The sequence below is a fragment of the Mucilaginibacter paludis DSM 18603 genome, assembly GCF_000166195.2.
GTDB classification, from domain to species: domain Bacteria; phylum Bacteroidota; class Bacteroidia; order Sphingobacteriales; family Sphingobacteriaceae; genus Mucilaginibacter; species Mucilaginibacter paludis.
In genome coordinates, this window is sequence record NZ_CM001403.1 from 753,313 (window position 1) to 774,780 (window position 21,468).

Sequence of the window (21,468 nt, forward strand, 5' to 3'; positions counted from 1 at the left end):
CGCTTTTTGTATTTGGGTATTGTGATTTTATTGCCGGGGCAATCTGTCTGTTATTAGCGCAAGTTTCGCAGACCATGGTGAGAGGAGCAAATGCCTGGTATAAACCTTTTAAATTTTTCCTATCCATCGGCATATTCGCCTGGACTATGGGATACTTTACAGGTTACCTACCTATTTCAAATGCTGTTAGCTCATACAGCTGGATGGTCATTATACTCTTAGGGTTTCTTGAGCTGTACATAGCCGTTCAGGCCGGGCGGGGGCAATTATCCCATTACAATTCCAGCACGCCATTTTATGGGTTTTTATTGTTCCTGATGATTGTATCTGCTGTAGTGGTGACCCTGTGGACAGCTTATATAGGTTTACTTTTTTGCAGTACAGATTTTCCCGATTTACCCGGTTATTATGTTTTGAGTATCCGGCTCAGTATTTTCCTTTTTGTCGTTTTTGCTTTTCAGGGTGCATCGATGGGTTCAAGGCAGTCCCATACCATAGGAGGCCCTGAAGGAGGTCCGGCATTGCCGGTAACCCATTGGAGTACAAAGTATGGAGATTTAAGAATTGCTCACTTTATTGGAATCCACGCATTACAAATACTGCCGCTGCTAAGCTACTATGTTTTCAGAAGTATCCCGGCGGTAATAATTTTAAGCCTGGCTTATGGAGTTTTAGCTGTTTTTTCGCTCGTCCGGGCAACAGCTGGTAAACCTTTAATTCCTTATAGATCCTAATTCGTATTACCGTCTCACATGAAATGTGTTCAGCTCTCTAATAAAGTGAACATGTATCTTTCCTGCGAATTCAAGCAACCAATTAATAAGCTCAATCTTATTTTACTTTCCCAGGCTGGGTTCTAATCGTCTGACTAACCATCTGATGGTATCCTCACATATCCCATTTACATTAAATGCTTTATCAGGTCTAAGAAATGTTTTGTCACGTATTTGCAAACCTTAAATATCGCTGTTAATCAGAGGTTGTTAGTTCGAGCCCAGCCTCAGGATGTAGATAACACGCAAATAATCACGACATTTTGCGTTATCAGATATTATCGACTACCAGTTTATCTATTAGTGAATTCCTTTGAATATGGTTTAAATAGCTGCAATCTTTCAGTATATTATAAAATCAAGACGAACTTCCCCCTCGGAATTTCGGTAATTATTTGATAGTTATGATATAACTTCTCATTCAATTAAATTATGATATAAATAGCCGATGCCTGTCTAAATTAGATGACATCGGCTCATCATCATTGAAGAAAATCAGTAACGGTGTCAATCACCTTTTCAGGCGCTTCTTCATTCATATAGTGCCCGCTATCCAGCAGTCCTACCACTTCACAATCTTTGGCAACATAAGGCAAGCCCATTTTCATGTAAGTATAACTTACATTGCTTGCAATCCCTAAAACCGGCATGTTGAGTTGCTGATAAGTTTTCCCATCTTCAATATCTTGTGTGAAAGTTTGATACCAGCCATTGGAAGCGCGAATGCTATCGGCTGTATTATAAGCGGCTGCATAAACCTCTTTCTCAAAAGCCGAGATCTTTTTTTCGTCAATCATCACAAAATCAAACAACCAGTCCAGTAAGTAATTGAAGCGGCCTTCCAATAATTTTTCTGGCAATCCTTTAACCTGATTAAAGCTCATCCACCAGGCATAAGGTGCATCGCCGTGCATTTTATTAGTAAAAGTTCCCAAGGGCGGTATCAGGGGCATTCGCATCATTCCCTCGCTCGGGTGCGCGCCATCCATCACAATAAGTTTCTGCACCACATCGGGATAGTTGAAAGCTACGCTCATAGCCACCATACCTCCTATGTCATGGCCAAGCAGGTGTACTTTTGGAAGTTTCAAATAGCTGATCAAATGGTATATATCCACAGCCATTGTTTTTTTATCGTAGCCTGTTTCCGGTTTGGCTGATGTACCCATACCGCGGATGTCTACAACGATCACACGGTATTTTTCTGCTAATTTAGGCGCTACATTTTTAAAAGAATACCATGTTTGCGGCCATCCCGGAAGACAAATTAAAGGTAGTCCTGAACCGCCTTCCACATAATGTAATTCCACACCGTTAACGGTTGTGTATCTGTTTTCAAATCCCGGCCATTGTTTAATGAGTTCCGTATCCGAGTATGGATCGGCAGTATTTGTTTTTTCGTTTTCCATTATAATTGTTTTATATATTATGCTCGACCGGTGACCAGTTTATACCTTCGTATCTGTCATTATTTAATGCGGAGTGATGCACCAAAAACATGCTGTACAGATATTGCGCTTGCTGCCATTTAGGGTATAACTTATTTTCACCTTCAGGATCGGCCGCCCGCTGTGCCTTGTTATAAGCAGAAAAATTTTCCATAGACCCCATGTGAACCAATTGAAACTTTGACCCTTTATGTTTTTCGCTTAAACTAACCAGGTCATTGGGACTAACCTGAAAGCTGGCTATCCTTAAATACCTTGGGGTGTTATCATCCAGTGCCGCCCTTGCGGTGAAGGCTGCAGTATCATTCATTGTTGTAAAATCGATTTTCCAGTCGGCTTTATCGTCGTAATAAGCGATGGTTTTTTCCTTTGTGTTAAAGAGGGGGATGTTGTAACGCAGGATGTCAGCGAAAGCGCCGTTAAATATGGATGTTGCCTTAATCGGCGCGCTATCCAGTATTGCTTCAAATTCTTTCCGCAAATCAAAATTCCTGTTAGCTCCATCAGGCATTGTCGTAAAATCAGTTGAAAAATCGGAAGGTATAAATCGGGGAACTCCCGCAGTAACTGCGGCATTCAAAAGCTTAGTTTGCACATCTACAATCACCGCATGCAGGCCTGCTACTGCAGATACTATGCAGGAAACATCATGGCAAGCACCAATCAATTCCTGCTCATTAGACATATCAACCTTAAAAATATCTACACCTAATTGTTCAAGTGCCTGTATTTTTTCAGGGTCGCTTCCTTCACGAACAATCGCCCGGATGGGAACGTTTAGTTTGGTTAATTCCCGGCATATTTTATGACCGAGATTACCTGTAGCTCCTGCTACCAATATTAAATTCTTCATTTGCATCGTTTGTTAATGATGCAAACTTATAGACGAAACCGGCTGTAAAAACTACCATTTGGTAGATAATCGAATTACTTGATATTTTTTCTGATCCTGCTCAACGCATTGGGTGTGATGCCCAGGTAAGAGGCGATTTGTTTAACAGGAACCCTTTTGATCAGTTCCGATTTTGCCATAAATTCCAGATAGCGCTCTTCGGCAGATAAGGTTTGAAAACTGATGATCTGATCTATCATGCGCACTGCCATCGCTTCCCAGGTTACCCGGCCAAACTCCTGCCAGACAGGAAATTCCCTGTAAAGTTTTTCCATATCCGGTTTATCTATGTAAAGCAATTCTGTATCTTCTATAGCCTCAATATTGAACCTGGTCGGCTTTTGCGGATTGAGGCTTGAAATCTCGGTAAAAAATTCATCCTGGAAAACCACCCAGGCAGTTAACTGCTCGTCAAATTCGCCAAAAAAGAAACGGAGGGCACCCGACTTGATATAAAAATATTGATAAGCAATTTGCCCCCGCTTTAAATTAAGCTGGCCTTTCTTAACCTGTTTTAATTTGAAACAGGTTACAATAAAATCCAGGTCAGCACCATTAATGGTAACCCTGGATTTTATAAAATCTGACAGTTCTTTCATTTGATCGTTTAGCAATTATAGTAAATTTAACCAGCTGTTTTTTAGATTGAGGAAAACGAGCGCAAACTATAATTGCGTTATTTATAAATCAATGACTTTTACACTGGTCAACGACTCAAGTAATTCTTCGCCATAAGCAGAGGCAACACTCCATTATTAAAGCATTTTATATCCTCCTAAGTTATTGAGCAACTTTGCCTGTTCTATTAAATGGTTCGAATTCTGCCCAGCCTCAGGACAAAATAAAAGTCCTCTTAAAACTAAGAGGACTTGGAATAAATATAACTAATTTATTTTTTCGCATTTCCATTTTTGGCAATAATCCGATGAAAATACCTGTCAGAGGGAAGATATGCGTATACTGCTTAGCTTTGTTATAAACAATGGGAATCAGTAAAAACCACCGTTTAATTAACGGCAACAAACCGGTAACCAGTATCAGCCTTAACAAGATGGCCGATTCCGGGAAAATCAATGTGTGCAACAGCTATCCAGTAATGCTCTTTGGCCGCCTCTTTCAAAGCTTTTTCACGAGTAGAAGTACCGTTTAATTCATTATAATCGTAAACACTGGTTACCGTAGGGTTTGCGAACTGAATGATATCCGACAAAATGATATCGCCCCAGAAAAGCATTTTTTCCCCTTTACTTTTGACAGCATAAAAAGTGTGACCTGCGCTGTGTCCAAAACTGGCTATTGGTGTTATCCCCGGAAATAATTCCTTTCCAAATTCAAAAGTGGTCAGTTTTCCCGCTTTAATTATTGGATTTAACTTTTGCGCGGCACCATCAAAAAACCGCTTCATTGCCTCCGGGGCCTTTTCCCGGTTCGTCGGATTCAAATAATAATCACCTTCAGCCTTGCTCAGATAAATCTGCGCATTAGGAAAAGTAAGTTTATCACCTGTCATTAGTCCGCCGATGTGATCCATGTGCGTATGGGTAAGTAAAACAGCGTTGATTTGCCCGGGCTGGTAACCCGCCTTCCGCAAACCTTCAGTTAGGTGTCCCAACGACGGACCGTAAGCATCACCTGTTCCGGCATCTATCAGAACGAGTTTATCGCCTGTGTTAATCAGGTAAGCATTGACACTGCAATTCATGATAGCAGTTTGCGAATGCTTTGCCATCATTTTGCTGATTGCACCGGGCTTTGTTCCCTTCAGCAATTGATCAAGATTTTGCGGCACAGCGCCATCTAATAAAGCGACAACTTCAAAGTCGCCAAGTTTCATACGGTAAAAACTTTGTGCATACAGCTTATTGTTTATGAAGAATGGGCCGATGATTGATACCAGCAGAGCGATTTTTATAAAATTTTTCATGATTATTATAATTAAATAGTGACTACGATTTTATCAACGGTTCTGCCGCTTTCTATTTGCTTGTGGGCTTTTGCCATATGTTCGAACGGAAGGACATTAGAAACATGGGATTTTAATACACCGGTTTTAAGCCAGCCCGCCAGCGTATTCATATCATTTCCGTTAGACTGCACCAGATAGAAAGCGGTACTAATGTTCTTTTGATCTGCCTTTTTATGGATATCTTCAGTCATTTGTGTAACGATCGAGATAAGCTTTCCACCTTTTTTTATCACCTCAAGGGATCTTATAATAGCGTCTACTCCTAAACTATCCAGCACGAAATCAACATTGTCAGATGCTTCCTGTAAAGTTTGCGAGTTGTAGTCGATATGTTCATCCGCACCTAACGAGAATATAAAATCCCTGTTGGCAGCCGAAGAAGTGCCGATAACATAAGCGCCCAGGTGCTTTGCGATTTGTATGGCATAGTGCCCTACGCCACCGGAGGCAGCGTGGATCAGCACCCGGTCGCCAGGTTTAATAGCCGCTTCGTTTCTGAGTACTTGTAAAGCGGTTAGGGGGGCAAGTGTAGCTGCGGCTGCTTCCTCATAGGAGATATTTTCTGGTTTTAATGCGAGGTGCGTATCAGGAGCCGCTACATATTCCGCATAAGCCTTTCCTGCACCAGGGAAATTAACCATACCAAACACCTGATCGCCAACTTTAAAAACGTCTGATCTGGAAGCTGCAATCTCCCCGGAAATATCCCAACCAAGTATCAGTGATGTTTCTTTACTCAGCATTTTATACACACCGCCGCCGCTGCGGGTTTTGGCATCCACCGGATTGATACCAATTGCTTTTACTTTGATCAGCACTTCTCCGGGATTAATTTCCGGTAACGGAATCTCCCGTATAGTTAAATTATTGATCGAACCCGGTTCAGATAAAATTATTGCTTTCATTATCATATGTTTTACTGCGCAAACATATACCATTTAAACAAAATTAAAGCGGTACATATTTTCTATATAGTGGTATATTTGACGCATGACACGGGAAAATCTCTACGAATCTTACGCGATTAATTTTGCTACGCTTGACGTTTGCCCTAAGCCTGAGCATAAGCATACTTTTTTTGAATTGGTGTATATCAGATCGGGTAATGGCAGGCAATGCATCAATAACAGCCACTTCAACTATAAACCGGGGCATTTATTTCTGCTCTCACCGGATGACTGCCATTCTTTTGATATCGAATCAACAACGGATTTTTTCTTCCTCCAGTTCAATGATATTTATCTGAAGACAGGTGGGTTGGGAACAGACAACATCAGGCGACTGGAATATATACTGCAAAATGCTAATCACCGGCCAGGCTGCATCCTTCGGAATATTGTGGATAAATCCCTGGTGAACCCGATGATAGAAGCCATTTTCAGAGAGTATAGTAACCGCGATGTGTACAACCAGGAGCTGATCCATCAGTTAGTGAATACGCTGATCATCGTGGTGGCACGTAATATTGCCAAATCACTTCCTGATCAGGTAACGGTAAATACTGATGAAAAGACCGTTGATATTCTTCAATACATACAACAGCATATTTATTACCCGGAAAAGCTAAAGACAGAGAATATCGGTCATATTTTCGGGGTTTCCAATGCTTACCTTGGTCGGTATTTTAAAAAGCACACCCATGAAACGATGCAGGGTTACATTACGAAGTATAAAATCAAGCTTATTGAACACCGACTAAAGTTTAGCGACAAACGGATCAACGAAATCGCCGAGGAATTTGGTTTCACGGATATCAGTCATTTAAACAAGTTTTTTAAAAAACAGAAAGGAAAGAATTTAAGTGCGTACCGGGAATCGGTGCGACTCAAGTAATACACAATGTGTCAATTTACTCGGATGAAGAATGCAAAGCCTTTTCATCCGAGCATTATTGACAAATCGAATAAGAAGAAATTGGCGATTTTGGATTCAATGGTTACAAATTTAAAAATCAAATCAACCTTAGATAACAAATTGTAATTCTGTGATGTGATCCACTAAAAAAGGCTTTTACAGCACAGAAAAGTCCCTTTTATTTAGTAACCAAACAGATATTGAACCAATTATAAAACATATAGGCTACTAATAACTTTAAGATTTTCTAAAAAACGGTTCGAATTCTGCCCACTCTCAGGAGCCATAGTGGGCAAGCACGAAAATTCGGTCTCTTGCCCATTTTTTGCTCATTAATTCGTAGTTAATCAGGTAAATACAAGAGTATGAATCCTTGCGTTGGCGATTCGATGTTGCAGGTATTCAAAGGTGAACCGTCAGCGTTCCTCGCTCTCCAAAAATCACCAAAGTGATGACACCATAAACATCTAAGGCTTATCCCGATTGTTATTTTGCTTAATTTTTGTTCTATGTTTCAAACCGAACTCAATTAAGGAATTAATTACTGGTTGGGTTTCTATAGCGTGACTGGTAATAGCATAAGAAACGGTCACTGGTTTTGTGCTGTTCACGGTTCGTGTGATAAGTAAATTCTCCTCCAGTTGCTGTAGTTCTTTTGAAAGTACTTTTGGAGTTATTCCTCCTGCCGTTTCTTGTAAATCTTTGAATCGCATGGTGCCGAAATTGTATAGATTCAGCAAAATGCAAAATTTCCATTTACCACTTAATAACTCAATCGCATCTTTTAAAGCTAACATGTTCTGATCATACAAGTCGGCTTCACATTCTTGAATTTCCATATTAATAGTCACTATCCTTAAGGTAACGCATAGCAAAAGTAAAGTAATAGCAGTTAATTTTGTATAAAATAAAACACTAAAAGTTTCGAAAAATTCAGATTAGTAATTGAAAGAAACTTAAAAAGCTTAACTAACAATAAAAATATTTTCAATGCAAAACGAACAGAATTACAACAACGAACTTAAAGGTAAAATTGCGCTTGTAACAGGTGGAACAAAAGGTATAGGTAAGGCAATTGCTGACAAGTTAACGCAGGCAGGCGCGAAAGTTATCGTGGTAGCCAGGAATCACGGCCAAAAACCTAATCCGGAACACCACTTTCTTGCTGGAGATATATCTAATGCTCAAGACACCGAAGCTTTAGTAAAAGAAATCGTGGATAAATTTGGTAAAGTTGACATTTTAATAAATAACGTCGGCGGACTGAACAGTCCCGGGGGTGGATACAGTGTGTTAACTGATGAACATTGGGAAAAGGACCTACAGGTTAATCTACTATCCGCAGTTCGTCTGGACAGACTCTTATTACCATTGATGACTGCGCAAAAAGACGGTGTAATAATTCATATATCCTCCACCAGCGGCCTGGTACCGCAGTGGGAGGCTAATTTGGTCTATGGCGTGGCAAAGTCAGCTCTGAACACATACAGCAAATCGCTATCTAACGAAGTTGCCAATAAAGGCATAAGAGTATTGACCGTTTCGCCAGGACCTGTTAAAACCGAAGGCATGGAGGCATTTTTAAACGGCTATGCTAATAATGCAGGTATCTCGGTAGAACAGATGACTCAGACAATGATGGACAAGATTGGCGGCATACCGATGGGACGAATGGCAGAACCTACGGAGGTTGCGGAACTTGTTTGCTTTTTAGTCTCACCAAAAGCTTCTTATTTAACTGGTGCAAATTATTTGATAGACGGTGGTAATATCCCATTATAATAATTGGCCGATACGATTATTTATAGGTGACGCTGAATTACCTATGAATGATTGCAGCATGCCTGTCAATTATCCACGCTGTTCCCCAATCTTTTTTTTGAATGGCAGCGAGTAACTATGATTTTTTAGACACAATAGAAAATAAGCATACCGAGTCCGCGGAACCCGCCCATCAATTCAAGAATCTGCTTTCAATAGTATAACTACTCATTATCAAGGGAAAAAAATCATTTTGAATTTGCAAAGGTAACCTTATAAGGTTACCTTTGCATTATGAAAAACAAGCAAATTGCATCAACTTTAAGGTCGGCTATATCCAAAATCAATAAAAGATTACGTAAACAGATGAACGCCGCAGGAAGCTTATCTATGTCTGAAATAGATACTTTATCCTATCTCTATAACACCGAATCACTTCCCCCCTCAGAATTGGCGGAGCTGATTAAGATTAAAGGACAATCTATGTCGGAAATCATTTCCCGTCTTGAGGCCAGCGGAATTATCCTGAAAATCAGGTCACAGACCGATAAAAGAAAATTTGAAGTTTCCCTGACGGAACAAGGGAGAGTGCTGGTAGAAGAAACCCGATACGAACGTGACGGATGGCTAAGTTCAGCGATAGCAGAACTGCTAACTGATCAGGAAAAGGAAATCCTTGTGTCAGCCGCCACCTTGCTTGAAAAACTAAGTGACTTTCAATAAGTAAAAATTAGTATCTCAACAACATATGATAACTCAAATAGATCCTAAAACGGCGCTGGTAGTAATCGACCTTCAGAAAGGCATCGTCAATTTACCTTTGGTTCATCCTGTAGAAGCAATTATTAACAATTCTATTAAGCTAATCAGGGCGTTTCGTTCAAAGAACCTGCCCGTAGTAATTGTAAAAGTCAACCCGTTGGGTGCAAGCTGGACACAGACCAGAGTTGACGAACCATCTGCACCAAAAAGTGAAGACCAGATCATACAGGCGCGAACCACCATGCAGTTAGCTGGTTTTTTTGACATTGTACCGGAACTCGAGACCAGGCCCGACGATATTTTCATTACCAAAACCACCTGGGGGGCTTTTTATCATACGGAATTGCATGAACTCCTTAAGAGGCTTCATATCACTGGTATAGTCTTAGCTGGTATAGCAACCAGCATAGGGGTAGAAGGAACAGCCAGGCAGGCGAGCGAACTGGGTTACAATCTATCTTTTGCCAATGATGCAATTACTGATATGCATAGCTCCGCACATGAACACAGCATCACCAAAATCTTCCCGCGTATAGGAGAAGTGGGTGATACCATAGCGATTATCGAAAAAGTTAATGCATTAATGCCATGAGCAAGGAATTGCAAAAAGACCGTATTCCATGGAGGTTTATGTTGCCGCTCGTATTGAGCACGATGTTAAACCCCTTGAATTCCACCATGCTGGCTACCGCGTTGATTACGTTATGCAGCTCGTTAAAAATCAGTGTTGGCGAGGGCGCCGTACTAATCACGTCGTTGTATGTAACCGCAACAGTTGCCCAGCCGCTCATGGGACGCCTGGCTGATATTTACAGCCCCAGGAAAATAAATACGATTGGCTTTTACCTGGTATTACTTGCATCAGTACTTGGCATTGCAGCACCTAATTTAGGTTGGCTCATCGTTTCGCGGGTCGTGCTCGGCATTGGGACTTCTGCTGCCTATCCTTCAGCAATCGCGCTCATCAACAAGGAGTACGCAGGTAAAAATCGAACCGTGCCCGGTAATATCCTTGGTATCGTTGCTGTCTCAAGCCAGGTAAGTATGATTCTGGGCCCAACCCTGGGCGGTTTACTTTCTCAGGCGTTCGGTTGGCGTGGTATATTATTCATTAATATCCCTTGGGTTATTGCAGGCCTGCTGTTGTCACGCGGCATTCCGGATTTCCCCGTCGAGAAGGCAAATCGTAGCAAATGTTTCGTCGAAATGGTGGATTTAGTGGGTGTCCTGTTATTCACGTCATTTCTGCTCGCTATGCTATATGTGCTAACGGAGCATCATTTTTTGATGTTCTCTGCTGCTGGAGCAACCATGCTTTTTGGATCGCTGATATTTTGGGAATGGCATCAAAAGCAGCCCTTTATTGATATCCGGTTATTGGTGGGTAAACCTGCATTGTCGCTGGTCTATGTAAGGACCCTTGCTACGAACTATATCCTATATATTTTATTAAACGCAGTTCCGCAATGGATACAGACTGTTAAACATATCGGACCGGCTCGCAGCGGTCTGATTATGTTGCCTATGACCGCCATGGCTATAGGGGTCGGCCTCCTGGTATCCAGGATAAACAGGCCTGTAATGCAAAATGTGCTTGGAGTTACAGTAATGCTTGTCGCCTGCGCGGGTGTAATATCATTCAAAGAATCAATGTCTGTGCTGGCCGTTACAGGTTTTCTGTTGATCGTCGGTATCGCTGATGGTATAAACATGATCGCCAACCAATCATTACTGGACCGGGAAGCCCCCCTGGAACAAAAAGGGGTTTCATTCGGATTATACCGGACTGCAGGTTATATCGGTGCGATCCTCGCCGGCAGTCAACTAAAGGTGATTTTTCACCAGGGAGTAACTGATAGGGCTTTTCACCATATTGGATATTTCGCTTTGATCTCCGGTTTCATTTTATTGCTGTTACTGATACCGCTTTTTATACTAAAAACACCGTCGGCAGGAAAAGGCTACCGTGGTGCCGTATCATAAATAAACAAGAAAACAATAAATCTAATTTATACAACCATAGTTAAAATGAAGATCAGCCCTTTTAAAGTTCATATTTCTGATGCCTCATTAGCGGACTTGAAATCCCGCATTGAACATACCCGCTGGCCGGATAGTTCGCCTGAAGATGGATGGTCGTCAGGAACCAGTCTGGTTTATTTACAGCAACTTGCGGCATACTGGGCAACAACATTTTCCTGGAGGCAGGTTGAGTGTCATATAAACTCCTACCCGAATTTCATAGCAGAGATAGATGGCTTCGACATTCATTTTATATACATCAAAGGGAAGAGCGCGCAGTCGCTGCCGATGATCATCACTCATGGCTGGCCCGGCTCTTTTTTAGAAATGTTAACTATCGTTCCGTACTTGATCGACGGCGATGGGCTGACATTTGACCTGGTTATACCCTCGATACCGGGTTTTGGATTTTCAGGTAACCCGGGCCAGAAGGGTTGCAACAGCGCCAGGGTCGCCGAATTATGGCACCAACTGATGAGCGGTTTAGGCTATACCAGGTACGCTGTTCAAGGAGGGGATGTTGGTGCAGGTATAGGAACCTGCCTTGCCATGCAGCATCCAGAAGCGGTAATTGGTTTGCACCTGAATTACATACCCGGATCTTATAAGCCGCATCTTCCGAAGGGTGATTGTTTTACAAGCGAAGAAATAGCCTTTAGCCAAACTTTAAACGAATGGCTGACAAATGAAGGGGCTTATTCACATTTGCATGGTACTAAGCCGCAAACATTGGCCTACGGTTTAAACGATTCACCGGTAGGCTTAGCGGCCTGGATACTGGAAAAGAATTATGCTTGGAGCGGTCACGATGGCTATATCGAAAGCGTCCTTTCCAAAGATGAACTTTTGGCCAATATCACTTTGTACTGGTTTACCCAAACGCTACCCTCATCAATACGCCTTTACCGGGAAAACAGATTGCAGCCAACGTTGATTTTCAGGGAGGGACAATATGTTAGCACACCGGTAGCTTTTATCCGTTTCCCTAAGGAACTGCCTACACCTCCGCGCAGTTACGTTGAACGAGGATACAACATTCGGCAATGGACGCAAGCGCCCACAGGTGGCCATTTTGCCGCCTGGGAACAGCCCCGGATTTTAAGTGATGACATCAGGCAGTTTTTTAAAATACAGGTTGTTTAAAACATGATATTGTTACTTTTACTGGAAAGATAACGTTACGACGCAAGGTACTCAACAATTTTTCCAGGATAAATTGCATCTTTCGTGTGGAAGGTGCTGGCATCCCCGGCCTGAAGGAACACCCGCTGGATAAGGCTATAGCATAGCAGGCGGTCGCTATTGTATTTAGGTAGTTTTAATTTCCTGTTGATCTCTTTGTTATAAGCCTCCTGCGAAAGGTTTTGATTAACTTTAGCATACCGGATAATCGCCAGGATTACCTTTGCCAATCCTTCCTTTTTTGAATCAAACAAAAATGTTTCTTCGTCCATCGGTAAATCAGTATCAAGTAGAATCTAATCAATAAAGATAAAAGAAATTTAAATCGCCTAATGCTAAGAGCTAAGTACTTTTATGCGCTTTATTAAATTTTTCTGGGTTTTTCCGGGCGGCTTCGGCGATAAATAAAACAGATCAATGCCTGAAGAATTTTCATCTCACCAAAAAAGGTAAAAACGGCACTAAGTTTCCGATTGCGCTCTCCCAGAGAAAGGGTTAAATTCCATTAATTCTGTCAATTATATTTTTCGCATTTATAATCGCCTCAACATCAGTAACAAAAGTCGACCAATTGCGTGTCCCTTCTACTTAAGGAAACACCACATCACTGTTATTTCCTTTTTCATACCAATAAAATCCTATAAATCAATATGTTAAAGTAAGCATCTGTAGATCATATCCTCCGGATTTTTACACACATTGTCACGTCCTGAAAAAGGTTTACACATTTTACTGATTAATCCTGTTTCAAGTTTACACTTTATTTTAGTCCTGTAATGGGTTTACAGTTTTATAAAGATAAAGAATAACTGTTGTTGTTTGCTTGTAGTGTTGGAATGTGGGAAACTCCTTCAGTTTTCCATATTCCAACACGTTTTTCTTTTTTTGCTTCTTTTTTTCTTTTTGTTATCTCCTTTCTTTTTGTTTAAAAGCTATGCCATCACTTTTGCTGTCGGATGGTTAAGCAGATTTCTCCACCGGCGCTTGATCGGGCCGGTTTGCGTGTGCGCCTTTTCCGGTGTCATCATATCCACGCTGCTGTGCGGCCTCATCCGGTTGTAAATATCGATGGCTATTTTTGCCGAACACTGCGCTTGATTACTATTCGAATAAGCATCTTCAAGCAGCTCCTGTTTAAGTATCCCGTTCACTCTTTCTGCAATAGCGTTGTCTTTGGGGTTGCCGCTTTGGGTCATGCTGATATTGATAGTATTAGATTTTAATAAGGTTACATAGCCGTCGCTACAGTATTGTGAGCCACGATCGGAATGATGTATTAATGGCTTATCGCTTGCCCTCCCTTTTAACGCCATTTCCAAGGCTGTCAGCGGCCCCTCTGCCGACAAATCAATATGCATACAGAAGCCAACAATCTTACGGCTATAAGCATCCGTTATCAGGCTCAGGTAAGCGAACTTCTTCTTTCTCAGACGTATGTAGGTAATATCACTTACCCATAACTCATCTGCGCGGCTTAACCTGATGTCCTTTATAAGGTCGGGATATTTCTTCATCCAGTGATTGGAATCTGTTGTTTGGGGCTGACTGCGCCTTCTCTTTACAATCAGTAAATCATTTTCCCGCAACAAGTCAAAAAGCAGATCCCTGCATATATACATGTCATGACCTTCCATAAATGGTTCCATCATCACATGCAGTTTCCGGCATCCAAGCCGAGGCTGAAAAGTACGGTGATAGAGTACTTGCTGGATAAGCAGGTCCTCCTCAAGCGATTTTTTGCCTGACAATTTCTGGTGCTGATAGTACGCCTGCGGTGAATGACCAAGCAGTCTGCAAAACCCACGAAGACCGCGTGGGCAACTTTGCATTTTCATTTGGACTGCCTGGTGCCATGTTTTTTTCGCAGGTCGATGCCGAGCTCCTTACTGGATATATCGAGCATAAAATCCTGCAACTCGATCTTTAGCCGCGCCTCGCGTAATTCCTTTTTCAGTAGATTTATGTCATCAGGTATCGGTAATTCTTCCTTCACCACCCGGACTATTTCTCTGGCTTTTTTTGGCTTATTATGTTTTGACATCACAATACGATGTACTTGATCACGGCTTATTCCGTACTTCGCTGCTAATATACGGTAACCTAATCCTCCTTCATTATGATCATAAAGGATTGCTGACACATTTTTATATTCCATTTTTGGTTTATTTAATGTGTAAACCTATTTCAGGACTAGACACATCAAACAATCTTTTTCATCATTTGTTAATTAGCTTCAAGCGAACAATCTATGAAAAATCTAACCGCTCTATTGATTGCCTTTATTTTTTTATCTGTTACTTTCACAAAAGCAACCTATGCACAGAATGAAGAAAACCGCATGAAGATGCAGATGACCATCAGCTACGGCGGTAAGACAATCGTTACAGAACTAAATTCTGTAGCCACGGCGCTTACACGCGGCTATGATGAGCAACCGGCTGCCCCCGCTGTTAAAGATTCGCTTAAAAGCAAACTTCCGGCAAATCCCGGCACGGTGTATCTAACGGTAGACGCAAAAAAGATAGGTGATGAATTGTTAACAGTTTTTGCTAAAAAGCAAAACCATTTCGATGGCTCCATCAGTATTGTAGATTCTTACGGCAAAAACCCACCCCGCACTATCAAATTTAAACGGGCGAGCCTGTACAGCTATTCAGAACAGCTGTCAACCGGTACGTACAGCGATTCCTTTGGTGCTTATGCTATTTCCCTTAACTGCCAGGAGATCTCCATCAACGGCATTACCATTGAGCAGTAAGACAATTAGGCCAAGCAGGAACGACGAAATCAGGTTGAAAAACCGCGCCGGCAAAACAATTGCAGGATGCAGCACAATACCTTTTATTTCATCAGATACTTAAAAATTATCTATTTTCACCTGCAACAATAGCCCTCAAACATTAACCTTATGAAACCCTGGAAAAAACTGCTGCTCTATTTCGTTAGTTTAACTGGTATACTCCTCAGCAGCCTGATCATTGTACTGGCTTGCGGAGGAGAGTTAGACCCTTACGATTATTATACCTCCTTTTTCCATGCCGATACCCAGGGTAAAAAGGATTACGGCTCATTTTACTATACTGATTTTCAGTTTACCTACGATGAAGCAGAACCAGAGAGCGAGGCGGCCATTAATTCGGGTGAGTGGGCAACGTACCTTGGTGGTTCTGTTAAAGCAAAGGATGTAGAAACTGCAATGTATAAGTTGGACAATGCGGGAAAGAAAAAATTAATTCACTTGCTCGATCAGGACTTAGCCCTGGCTGATAGTTTGGCGGGTAATAGCTTTTTAATAGCGCTAAAACAGCCGGAGCACGCCGCAGCTTTACAATACTATAGGTTTGCGCTTGAGGTGGAGCCGCTGGCCAACAAAACCTATGATCTGTGGAACCCAGCCCCCTTGGATACAGCAGGACTATCGGTTGCTGTACAAAAAGCCTTGACAGCAGCCGGCAGCATAAGTGATGACTTTATCAAGCTGAGATATTATTATCAGGCGCAACGTTTGTTTCACTTTGGCAAGGATTATAAGCAGGCGCAGGAAATTTATGAGCAGCATATTGCCAATGCTCCATCTAAAAGCCATGTAAAAGGCTGGGCCCTGTCATGCAAAGCCGGTGAAGACCGCAGGCTTGGCGACACCGTCAGGGCTGCTTACCTGTTCTCAAAGGTGTTTGCCGATTATCCGGAACGCAGGCTACAGGCTTACCGCAACTATCATTACATCAGCGCGCCGTTTGACGATGTATTGAAGATGGCCGGTACACCCGCAGAAAAGGCAAACCTGTATGCCATTAAAGGTTTTGCCAACCCCGAAATTGAAACGGATGATCTGGAACAAAGCTATGCACAAGCGCCCTCCTCTCCCATTGTGGGCGTACTGTTGGTAAGAGAGATCAATAAGCTGGAACAATATTATTTAACAAAGGCATTGGATAACAATACCGACGAAGCATACAGCGCCAAGCCGGGTCGCGCAAAAACCGATCAAGCAGTAATTGCAACACCCAAATGGCCATTAATTACGGGCTTCGTCATTCTGCTTGCAGGCATCACCATAATGATCTGGATGATTAGAAAACGCCCCGGACAAACAAGCGGCAAAATAGCGGGCGGCGTTTTGATGATAGTGGGTATTATCGGCATGTCCTGGTTTGCTATTAGGCATTTCGGCAATAGGCCGCTTCATGAAACAGCATTGCAGCAGGGTAGCTTTTTTGCGGCCATGCCTGATAGTATCAAAGCTAAATATAATACACATATCGAAAAGCTAAAGAGTTTTTGTACTCAACTGACTAACGACAAGAAGTACCAGGAGCCCCAATTAGGCCTGCTGGTAAATGCCTACCTGTGTTTTATGCAAAACAAAGCAGATGATGGGTTAAGCAGCCTGTCAAAACTGGACGGGCAGCCACTTAGTCCGGCGCTGGCTGATCAAAAGCAGATCGTTAATTTGTTATTATCGGCCCAGCGCCTCAAGCAGCTAACAACCGTAGACGAGGCCGCATTATTGCCTTCGTTGCAATGGCTGCACAATAAAGTAGTTACAGGCGGCAAGCATACTACAGATATTTACCCCGAAACGCCGGCAAACCATAACCAATTTGCCATAACCGAGCGCAACTTTTACACCTATGTACTGGCACCAGCTTATCTTCGCCAGGGCGATACCGTTAAAGCATCCCTTACTTTGCTGAAAAGCCAAAACAACAATTCATCCAGTTACAGGGACGATACGTTTAAGCAAATGCCCGACTTTTGGTACAACTTTCTGCATACCGGACACCTCCAGCAAATAATCAACTGGAAAGCCAACACGCCGACTGATCCTTACCTTACATTTTTGAGCGATGGTTTAAAACAGATTGGTTACGATAAGCTCTATGAATTACTTGGCACCATACAACTCCGGGAACATCACTACCAGGATGCTTTGGTGTCATTCCGTAAAGTGAAATCTAAATTAACCTCCCCCCGGGCCGAAGAAGCAGGCGTTTCAGATGGCGACCCTTTTAGCACGGCTATTAACGACTATCCACACGAAATAACAACGGGATTAAACAAGCTACAATTTGCCCAAAAAATGGCAGAATTGGAGGCCAAACTCAAAGTTACACCTAACGATGCCAGCGTTTATTTTGATATGGCTACAGGCATTTACAATACTTCTACCTATGGTAACTCCTATAATATGATTACATATGCATGGTCATCTTATGATTTTGGGCGAAAATCCATATACTATTACGATGCTGACTATATTAAAACTTCGATTGCTAAACAGTATTACTTAAAAGCGCGTGAACTAAGCGCCGACCCGGAGTTTAAAGCCAAATGCACTTTTATGGCAGCCAAATGCGATCAAAAGAAACATGAAGCACCTTCGTACAGAGATTATGATAATTATGATAAAAGCCAAAAAGCCTATATAAAAATGCTTAAAACTAACAGCTATTTCCCTGAGATGCAACAATACAAAAACACGGCTTTTTATAAACAAGCGGTGAATGAGTGCAGTTACTTACGCGACTTTATCGACGGCAAATAAAAACCACCCAACAACAGAACCAAAAACCGGCGCATAACGATTTAGTTTGATGCGCCGGCTATTAATAATTGCTCTACAATTTCTGTGTAGCCCCGTTCGCTGGCAAAGTGCATAGCGCTGTGGGTATCGTTATCTACCGCGTTTACATCAGCATTATTTTCAATCAGCATCGCTGTAAAATCGTTATAACCCAATTGCGCCGCCACAATAAGCGGTGTTTCGCTATAGCTGTTACGCGAGTTAATATCGGCTCCGGTATTTAACAATAGCTTGCCCAAATGTTGATTTCCCTGCCCGGCTGCATAATGGAGGGCCGAGTTGCCATTTAATACATGCAGGTTTACATCTGCCCCGTTTTTGATCAGCAGTTCGGCCAGGTGCATATTAGAATTATTGATGGCGAGTATCAACGGACTAACGCCGTTGTTATTCAGGTCGTTTACATTCAATGCGCCTGCCTTTAATAAAGCCATAACAGTTTCGCTCTGGTTATTGTAAACCGCCTGGTGAAGCGGCGTATTGCCGTGGTCGTCTTTCTGTGCAGTATTATTATTTGCTGATAATACTGCAACCAGATCACGCATACCGTTGGCCGTAGCATGGTCAAGTATGTTGTAACCGGCATTATCTTTAACAGTAGTATCAGCGCCGAGCGAGATGAGGTATAAAGCTGTTTCGGTTTTATAAGCCAGTACGGCATAGAATACCGGTAATTGCCCAATATTGTTGCTTGCATTTACGTCGGCACCGGCGTCAACAAGTAATTTAATAACGTCTTTACTTCCGTTGCGGGCTGCACAATGCAGGGGTGTTTCGCTGATGTTATTTGCCAGGTTTACATCGGCGCCGGCATCAATCAGCATCTTAACAATATCTTTAGCACCTTTAGTACAAACATAGTACAAAGGCGTATTGCCTAAACTGTCGCGTTTGTCGATGGTAATGCCTCCCTTTTTTAGAAAGGCCTGTATCACTCCTTTTTGCGCATTTTTACATGCGTTTAAAAACATGTTATCCATAAGGTATCTGGTTTTAAGCCATGGCTTCGAGCAATTGCTTTACTACGGCTTCATTATCATTCTTTATAGCAATATCCATTGCAGTTTGGCCGGCGTTATTCACCCTGTCTGCCACGGACGGATCCTGATCTAACAATAGCGAAACCAGTTTCTTCCCCGACATTTTATCGGGGTTTGCTGCCGCGTACATCAGTGCTGTGTTGCCGTTTCCGTCAACATAAGTAGTATCGGCATGGTGATCCAGTAACAGCTCGGCTATGTTGTATTTAATTTCGTTACCACGCTCCGCAAATGACATTAGTGGTGTTTTGCCCGATGCATCAGGCTTATTGATATCGCAGCCTGCCTCAACGAGTTCTTCGGCCAGTGCTGTATTTAAGTCGGCTAAATAACCAGCCCGGCACAATACATTTAATACAGTATCGCTTTCATTGTTCACTGCAGCATCAAGCTGTAGGCCATGGTTAATTAAGGTACGCAGTATCAGTACTACATCTTTCAGATCTTTGCTCATGCCCCTGCCAAAATTGTGTACACCATTGGTAACCAGATAATAAGCCGCAGTTTCGCCATTGCCCGGCCGAAAGTTCATATCAGCGCCACCATCGGCCAATAGTTGCACCATCTGCAACGATGGATACTCACAGGCGAGCATTAAAGGCGTCCGCCGGTATTGATCAGAAAAATCGTTGAGATCAACACCTGCCTTAATCAAGGCTTCAACAGCAATCGCATCGCCATTTAATACAGCTTCATGAATAGTCATGCCACCGGTAGCTATATCGCCTTCATCGCCGGATAGCAAGGCCGCTATCTCTTTTACGCCGCTGCGCTGTGCATAGGTTAATGGTTTAGTGTCAAACACGTCCTTGTCTTCCAGGTCAATACCACCTTTTTCTATCAGTACACGCACGGTACGGGTAGCGGCTTCTACGGCCCCACGAATGGTTTTACGATGAACCAGCTTATCGCAAATGGTATGCAGCAGGTTTTTACCTTCATCCTGTATGGCATCCATCTTTACGCCGGCATCGCCCATCGCCTCAACAAAGGGATACATATAAAGCAGGCCGGCTTCAAAGTAAGCCAGTTTGCCAGAATCATTCTTCTTTTTAGGGTTGACACCCAAATTTAGCAGCGCTTTAGCAGTAGCATAAATTTTTTCCGACCTGGTTTCCAGATCCGGGCCGTCCAGATCAAACCGGGTACCAGTAAGTGCATGCAAGGGCGTATTACCGTATTTACCGGCAATGGGCTTCAGGCCTGCATCTTGAAGAAACAAGATGGCCTCCGTGTCTGTAAAGCGGGCAGCCAAATGGTACAGGTTCTCTCCGGAATCATTAGTCACATTGATATCTGGCAGCCCTTTGTATAGATCAGCCAAATTAACTTTGCCGGGCGCAAACAGGTTAGCCAGGTAAGCGTCTTCGATCTGTTTAAATTCGTTATTCATAAACTGGTTTGATTTTTAGCTTTCTGCAAGGCATCAGCAACGTTTTGATAATTTTTGTGTGCTATAGGCGCGGCAACTTCTATCACTTTTGAAAAATCTCCTAATTGCAGCCAGCAATCTGTTTGAAGCCGTATAATGGAATCGTGCACCCAAACGCTAAAAAGAGAAACATAACCTTTGGTGATGGCCTGCCGATGATCGTCCAACTTGTTTTGCTGCCGCAGGATAGCGGTATAAAATTGATTGTTAAGAGCATAAGGATGCTTGTTCCCGGTAGGTAGGGCCACCCGGGCTTTGTCAAGGCAGATCAGCGCCTCCCGGTAATTACCGGCCCAATAATGGCATAGGGCCAGGTTATATTGGGTTGAGGGAATGTTCGGCGGTTCGTTTTGCAACAGTAGATAGGCCTCTGCATAACGGCTTTGACTAAGTAATTGAATGATCAATGCTTCCTCATTATGGTGCTGTTGCTGACGGGTATCGGTTGAACCTAATAACATGTGAACAATTTTGCTGTCAGGTAAAAACCAAATGAATGATCAATTGTTTGGATATATTTCCTACTAAAAGCCTTAATGCTTAATCAAATCTTAACCTGAAAATCAAAAATATCCGTATCACTTAACTCCGTTTGTTATTTTAAGAATCACCTGAGAATAACAGCTTTCTTAATCGTCCTGCTTATCTCTTTCACATCATTTGATGCCCAAAACGGCACTTATGAAAAGAAGAATACTAATGGGGCTTACAGCGTTATTTCTTTTCAAAACCATGGGGGCCATGTAAAG

General features: G+C 42.4%; 21 protein-coding genes. 9 read left to right on the forward strand and 12 right to left on the reverse strand.

Annotated features, from left to right (window positions below; translation table 11 throughout):
- Nucleotides 1-74: 74 nt before the first annotated feature.
- Nucleotides 75-734: a hypothetical protein gene (locus MUCPA_RS03270; RefSeq protein WP_233276839.1), complete on the forward strand. Its 660-nt coding sequence runs from the start codon at nt 75-77 to the stop codon at nt 732-734.
- A 521-nt stretch (nt 735-1,255) separates the two neighbouring features.
- Here the strand turns inward: MUCPA_RS03270 and MUCPA_RS03275 are convergent.
- The 5 genes from MUCPA_RS03275 to MUCPA_RS03295 all read right to left on the reverse strand — a co-directional run bounded on the left by MUCPA_RS03275 (nt 1,256) and on the right by MUCPA_RS03295 (nt 5,984).
- Entirely contained in the window at nt 1,256-2,182 is a 927-nt protein-coding gene (locus tag MUCPA_RS03275; protein ID WP_008504422.1) for an alpha/beta fold hydrolase, read from the reverse strand.
- 10 nt (nt 2,183-2,192) lie between these two features.
- Nucleotides 2,193-3,074: an NmrA family NAD(P)-binding protein gene (locus MUCPA_RS03280; protein ID WP_008504423.1), complete on the reverse strand. Its 882-nt coding sequence runs from the start codon at nt 3,072-3,074 to the stop codon at nt 2,193-2,195.
- A gap of 74 nt (nt 3,075-3,148) precedes the next feature.
- Nucleotides 3,149-3,712: a Crp/Fnr family transcriptional regulator gene (locus tag MUCPA_RS03285; RefSeq protein ID WP_008504424.1), complete on the reverse strand. Its 564-nt coding sequence runs from the start codon at nt 3,710-3,712 to the stop codon at nt 3,149-3,151.
- Nucleotides 3,713-4,119: 407 nt separating this feature from the next.
- A complete protein-coding gene (locus MUCPA_RS03290; RefSeq protein ID WP_008504425.1) occupies nt 4,120-5,037 on the reverse strand; it encodes an MBL fold metallo-hydrolase in 918 nt (305 codons plus the stop codon).
- An 11-nt stretch (nt 5,038-5,048) separates the two neighbouring features.
- Entirely contained in the window at nt 5,049-5,984 is a 936-nt protein-coding gene (locus MUCPA_RS03295; protein WP_040625685.1) for an NADP-dependent oxidoreductase, read from the reverse strand.
- Between the two features lie 85 nt (nt 5,985-6,069).
- Here MUCPA_RS03295 and MUCPA_RS03300 point away from each other — a divergent pair, with 85 nt between their 5' ends.
- Complete coding sequence (locus MUCPA_RS03300) at nt 6,070-6,912, forward strand: AraC family transcriptional regulator (RefSeq protein ID WP_008504427.1); 843 nt, start codon at nt 6,070-6,072, stop codon at nt 6,910-6,912.
- A gap of 488 nt (nt 6,913-7,400) precedes the next feature.
- On the opposite strand, the gene MUCPA_RS03305 is transcribed toward MUCPA_RS03300, so the two are convergent.
- Nucleotides 7,401-7,772: a winged helix-turn-helix transcriptional regulator gene (locus MUCPA_RS03305; RefSeq protein WP_008504428.1), complete on the reverse strand. Its 372-nt coding sequence runs from the start codon at nt 7,770-7,772 to the stop codon at nt 7,401-7,403.
- Between the two features lie 151 nt (nt 7,773-7,923).
- Between MUCPA_RS03305 and MUCPA_RS03310 the strand changes: the two genes are divergently transcribed.
- The 5 genes from MUCPA_RS03310 (at nt 7,924) to MUCPA_RS03330 (ending at nt 12,621) form a co-directional block, all read left to right on the forward strand.
- Nucleotides 7,924-8,715 (forward strand): SDR family oxidoreductase, encoded by a 792-nt coding sequence (locus tag MUCPA_RS03310; protein WP_008504429.1) that lies wholly within the window; start codon nt 7,924-7,926, stop codon nt 8,713-8,715.
- 273 nt (nt 8,716-8,988) lie between these two features.
- On the forward strand, nt 8,989-9,417 hold the full coding sequence (locus tag MUCPA_RS03315) for a MarR family winged helix-turn-helix transcriptional regulator (protein ID WP_008504430.1): 429 nt from the start codon (nt 8,989-8,991) through the stop codon (nt 9,415-9,417).
- A gap of 25 nt (nt 9,418-9,442) precedes the next feature.
- Nucleotides 9,443-10,048: an isochorismatase family protein gene (locus MUCPA_RS03320; protein ID WP_008504431.1), complete on the forward strand. Its 606-nt coding sequence runs from the start codon at nt 9,443-9,445 to the stop codon at nt 10,046-10,048.
- Nucleotides 10,045-11,439, forward strand: coding sequence for an MFS transporter (locus MUCPA_RS03325; protein ID WP_008504433.1), 1,395 nt, complete (start codon nt 10,045-10,047; stop codon nt 11,437-11,439). The genes MUCPA_RS03320 and MUCPA_RS03325 overlap by 4 nt, the downstream gene beginning before the upstream one ends.
- 45 nt (nt 11,440-11,484) lie before the next feature.
- Nucleotides 11,485-12,621: an epoxide hydrolase family protein gene (locus MUCPA_RS03330; protein ID WP_008504434.1), complete on the forward strand. Its 1,137-nt coding sequence runs from the start codon at nt 11,485-11,487 to the stop codon at nt 12,619-12,621.
- A gap of 35 nt (nt 12,622-12,656) precedes the next feature.
- Here the strand turns inward: MUCPA_RS03330 and MUCPA_RS03335 are convergent, their stop codons facing one another.
- The 3 genes from MUCPA_RS03335 to MUCPA_RS03345 all read right to left on the reverse strand — a co-directional run bounded on the left by MUCPA_RS03335 (nt 12,657) and on the right by MUCPA_RS03345 (nt 14,815).
- Entirely contained in the window at nt 12,657-12,932 is a 276-nt protein-coding gene (locus MUCPA_RS03335; protein WP_008504435.1) for a hypothetical protein, read from the reverse strand.
- A 660-nt stretch (nt 12,933-13,592) separates the two neighbouring features.
- Nucleotides 13,593-14,495: an IS3 family transposase gene (locus MUCPA_RS03340; RefSeq protein WP_008503962.1), complete on the reverse strand. Its 903-nt coding sequence runs from the start codon at nt 14,493-14,495 to the stop codon at nt 13,593-13,595.
- Nucleotides 14,492-14,815, reverse strand: coding sequence for a hypothetical protein (locus MUCPA_RS03345; RefSeq protein WP_008503961.1), 324 nt, complete (start codon nt 14,813-14,815; stop codon nt 14,492-14,494). The genes MUCPA_RS03340 and MUCPA_RS03345 overlap by 4 nt, the downstream gene beginning before the upstream one ends.
- Before the next feature lie 93 nt (nt 14,816-14,908).
- Here MUCPA_RS03345 and tssD point away from each other — a divergent pair, with 93 nt between their 5' ends.
- On the forward strand, nt 14,909-15,418 hold the full coding sequence (tssD, locus tag MUCPA_RS03350) for a type VI secretion system tube protein TssD (protein ID WP_008504437.1): 510 nt from the start codon (nt 14,909-14,911) through the stop codon (nt 15,416-15,418).
- Between the two features lie 150 nt (nt 15,419-15,568).
- Complete coding sequence (locus MUCPA_RS03355) at nt 15,569-18,208, forward strand: hypothetical protein (RefSeq protein ID WP_008504440.1); 2,640 nt, start codon at nt 15,569-15,571, stop codon at nt 18,206-18,208.
- Nucleotides 18,209-18,249: 41 nt separating this feature from the next.
- Here the strand turns inward: MUCPA_RS03355 and MUCPA_RS03360 are convergent, their stop codons facing one another.
- Genes MUCPA_RS03360 through MUCPA_RS03370 form a run of 3 tightly spaced genes read right to left on the reverse strand, consistent with a single transcriptional unit; the run spans nt 18,250 to nt 21,180 of the window.
- The gene (locus MUCPA_RS03360; RefSeq protein ID WP_008504442.1) at nt 18,250-19,227 is read right to left on the reverse strand and encodes an ankyrin repeat domain-containing protein; all 978 of its coding nucleotides are present in this window, start codon (nt 19,225-19,227) and stop codon (nt 18,250-18,252) included.
- Between the two features lie 13 nt (nt 19,228-19,240).
- Nucleotides 19,241-20,680: an ankyrin repeat domain-containing protein gene (locus MUCPA_RS03365; protein WP_008504443.1), complete on the reverse strand. Its 1,440-nt coding sequence runs from the start codon at nt 20,678-20,680 to the stop codon at nt 19,241-19,243.
- Nucleotides 20,677-21,180 carry a hypothetical protein gene (locus MUCPA_RS03370; RefSeq protein ID WP_008504445.1) on the reverse strand — a complete coding sequence of 168 codons (504 nt, stop codon included), beginning with the start codon at nt 21,178-21,180 and terminating at the stop codon, nt 20,677-20,679. Before MUCPA_RS03370 ends, MUCPA_RS03365 begins: the two co-directional genes overlap by 4 nt.
- Between the last annotated feature and the right edge of the window lie 288 nt (nt 21,181-21,468).

Coding starts and splice junctions, on each gene's coding strand:
- MUCPA_RS03270 (WP_233276839.1), top strand. CDS start 75: ATGGTGAGAGGAGCAAATGCCTGGTATAAACCTTTTAAATTTTTCCTA.
- MUCPA_RS03275 (WP_008504422.1), bottom strand. CDS start 2,182: ATGGAAAACGAAAAAACAAATACTGCCGATCCATACTCGGATACGGAA.
- MUCPA_RS03280 (WP_008504423.1), bottom strand. CDS start 3,074: ATGAAGAATTTAATATTGGTAGCAGGAGCTACAGGTAATCTCGGTCAT.
- MUCPA_RS03285 (WP_008504424.1), bottom strand. CDS start 3,712: ATGAAAGAACTGTCAGATTTTATAAAATCCAGGGTTACCATTAATGGT.
- MUCPA_RS03290 (WP_008504425.1), bottom strand. CDS start 5,037: ATGAAAAATTTTATAAAAATCGCTCTGCTGGTATCAATCATCGGCCCA.
- MUCPA_RS03295 (WP_040625685.1), bottom strand. CDS start 5,984: ATGAAAGCAATAATTTTATCTGAACCGGGTTCGATCAATAATTTAACT.
- MUCPA_RS03300 (WP_008504427.1), top strand. CDS start 6,070: ATGACACGGGAAAATCTCTACGAATCTTACGCGATTAATTTTGCTACG.
- MUCPA_RS03305 (WP_008504428.1), bottom strand. CDS start 7,772: ATGGAAATTCAAGAATGTGAAGCCGACTTGTATGATCAGAACATGTTA.
- MUCPA_RS03310 (WP_008504429.1), top strand. CDS start 7,924: ATGCAAAACGAACAGAATTACAACAACGAACTTAAAGGTAAAATTGCG.
- MUCPA_RS03315 (WP_008504430.1), top strand. CDS start 8,989: ATGAAAAACAAGCAAATTGCATCAACTTTAAGGTCGGCTATATCCAAA.
- MUCPA_RS03320 (WP_008504431.1), top strand. CDS start 9,443: ATGATAACTCAAATAGATCCTAAAACGGCGCTGGTAGTAATCGACCTT.
- MUCPA_RS03325 (WP_008504433.1), top strand. CDS start 10,045: ATGAGCAAGGAATTGCAAAAAGACCGTATTCCATGGAGGTTTATGTTG.
- MUCPA_RS03330 (WP_008504434.1), top strand. CDS start 11,485: ATGAAGATCAGCCCTTTTAAAGTTCATATTTCTGATGCCTCATTAGCG.
- MUCPA_RS03335 (WP_008504435.1), bottom strand. CDS start 12,932: ATGGACGAAGAAACATTTTTGTTTGATTCAAAAAAGGAAGGATTGGCA.
- MUCPA_RS03340 (WP_008503962.1), bottom strand. CDS start 14,495: ATGAAAATGCAAAGTTGCCCACGCGGTCTTCGTGGGTTTTGCAGACTG.
- MUCPA_RS03345 (WP_008503961.1), bottom strand. CDS start 14,815: ATGGAATATAAAAATGTGTCAGCAATCCTTTATGATCATAATGAAGGA.
- tssD (WP_008504437.1), top strand. CDS start 14,909: ATGAAAAATCTAACCGCTCTATTGATTGCCTTTATTTTTTTATCTGTT.
- MUCPA_RS03355 (WP_008504440.1), top strand. CDS start 15,569: ATGAAACCCTGGAAAAAACTGCTGCTCTATTTCGTTAGTTTAACTGGT.
- MUCPA_RS03360 (WP_008504442.1), bottom strand. CDS start 19,227: ATGGATAACATGTTTTTAAACGCATGTAAAAATGCGCAAAAAGGAGTG.
- MUCPA_RS03365 (WP_008504443.1), bottom strand. CDS start 20,680: ATGAATAACGAATTTAAACAGATCGAAGACGCTTACCTGGCTAACCTG.
- MUCPA_RS03370 (WP_008504445.1), bottom strand. CDS start 21,180: ATGTTATTAGGTTCAACCGATACCCGTCAGCAACAGCACCATAATGAG.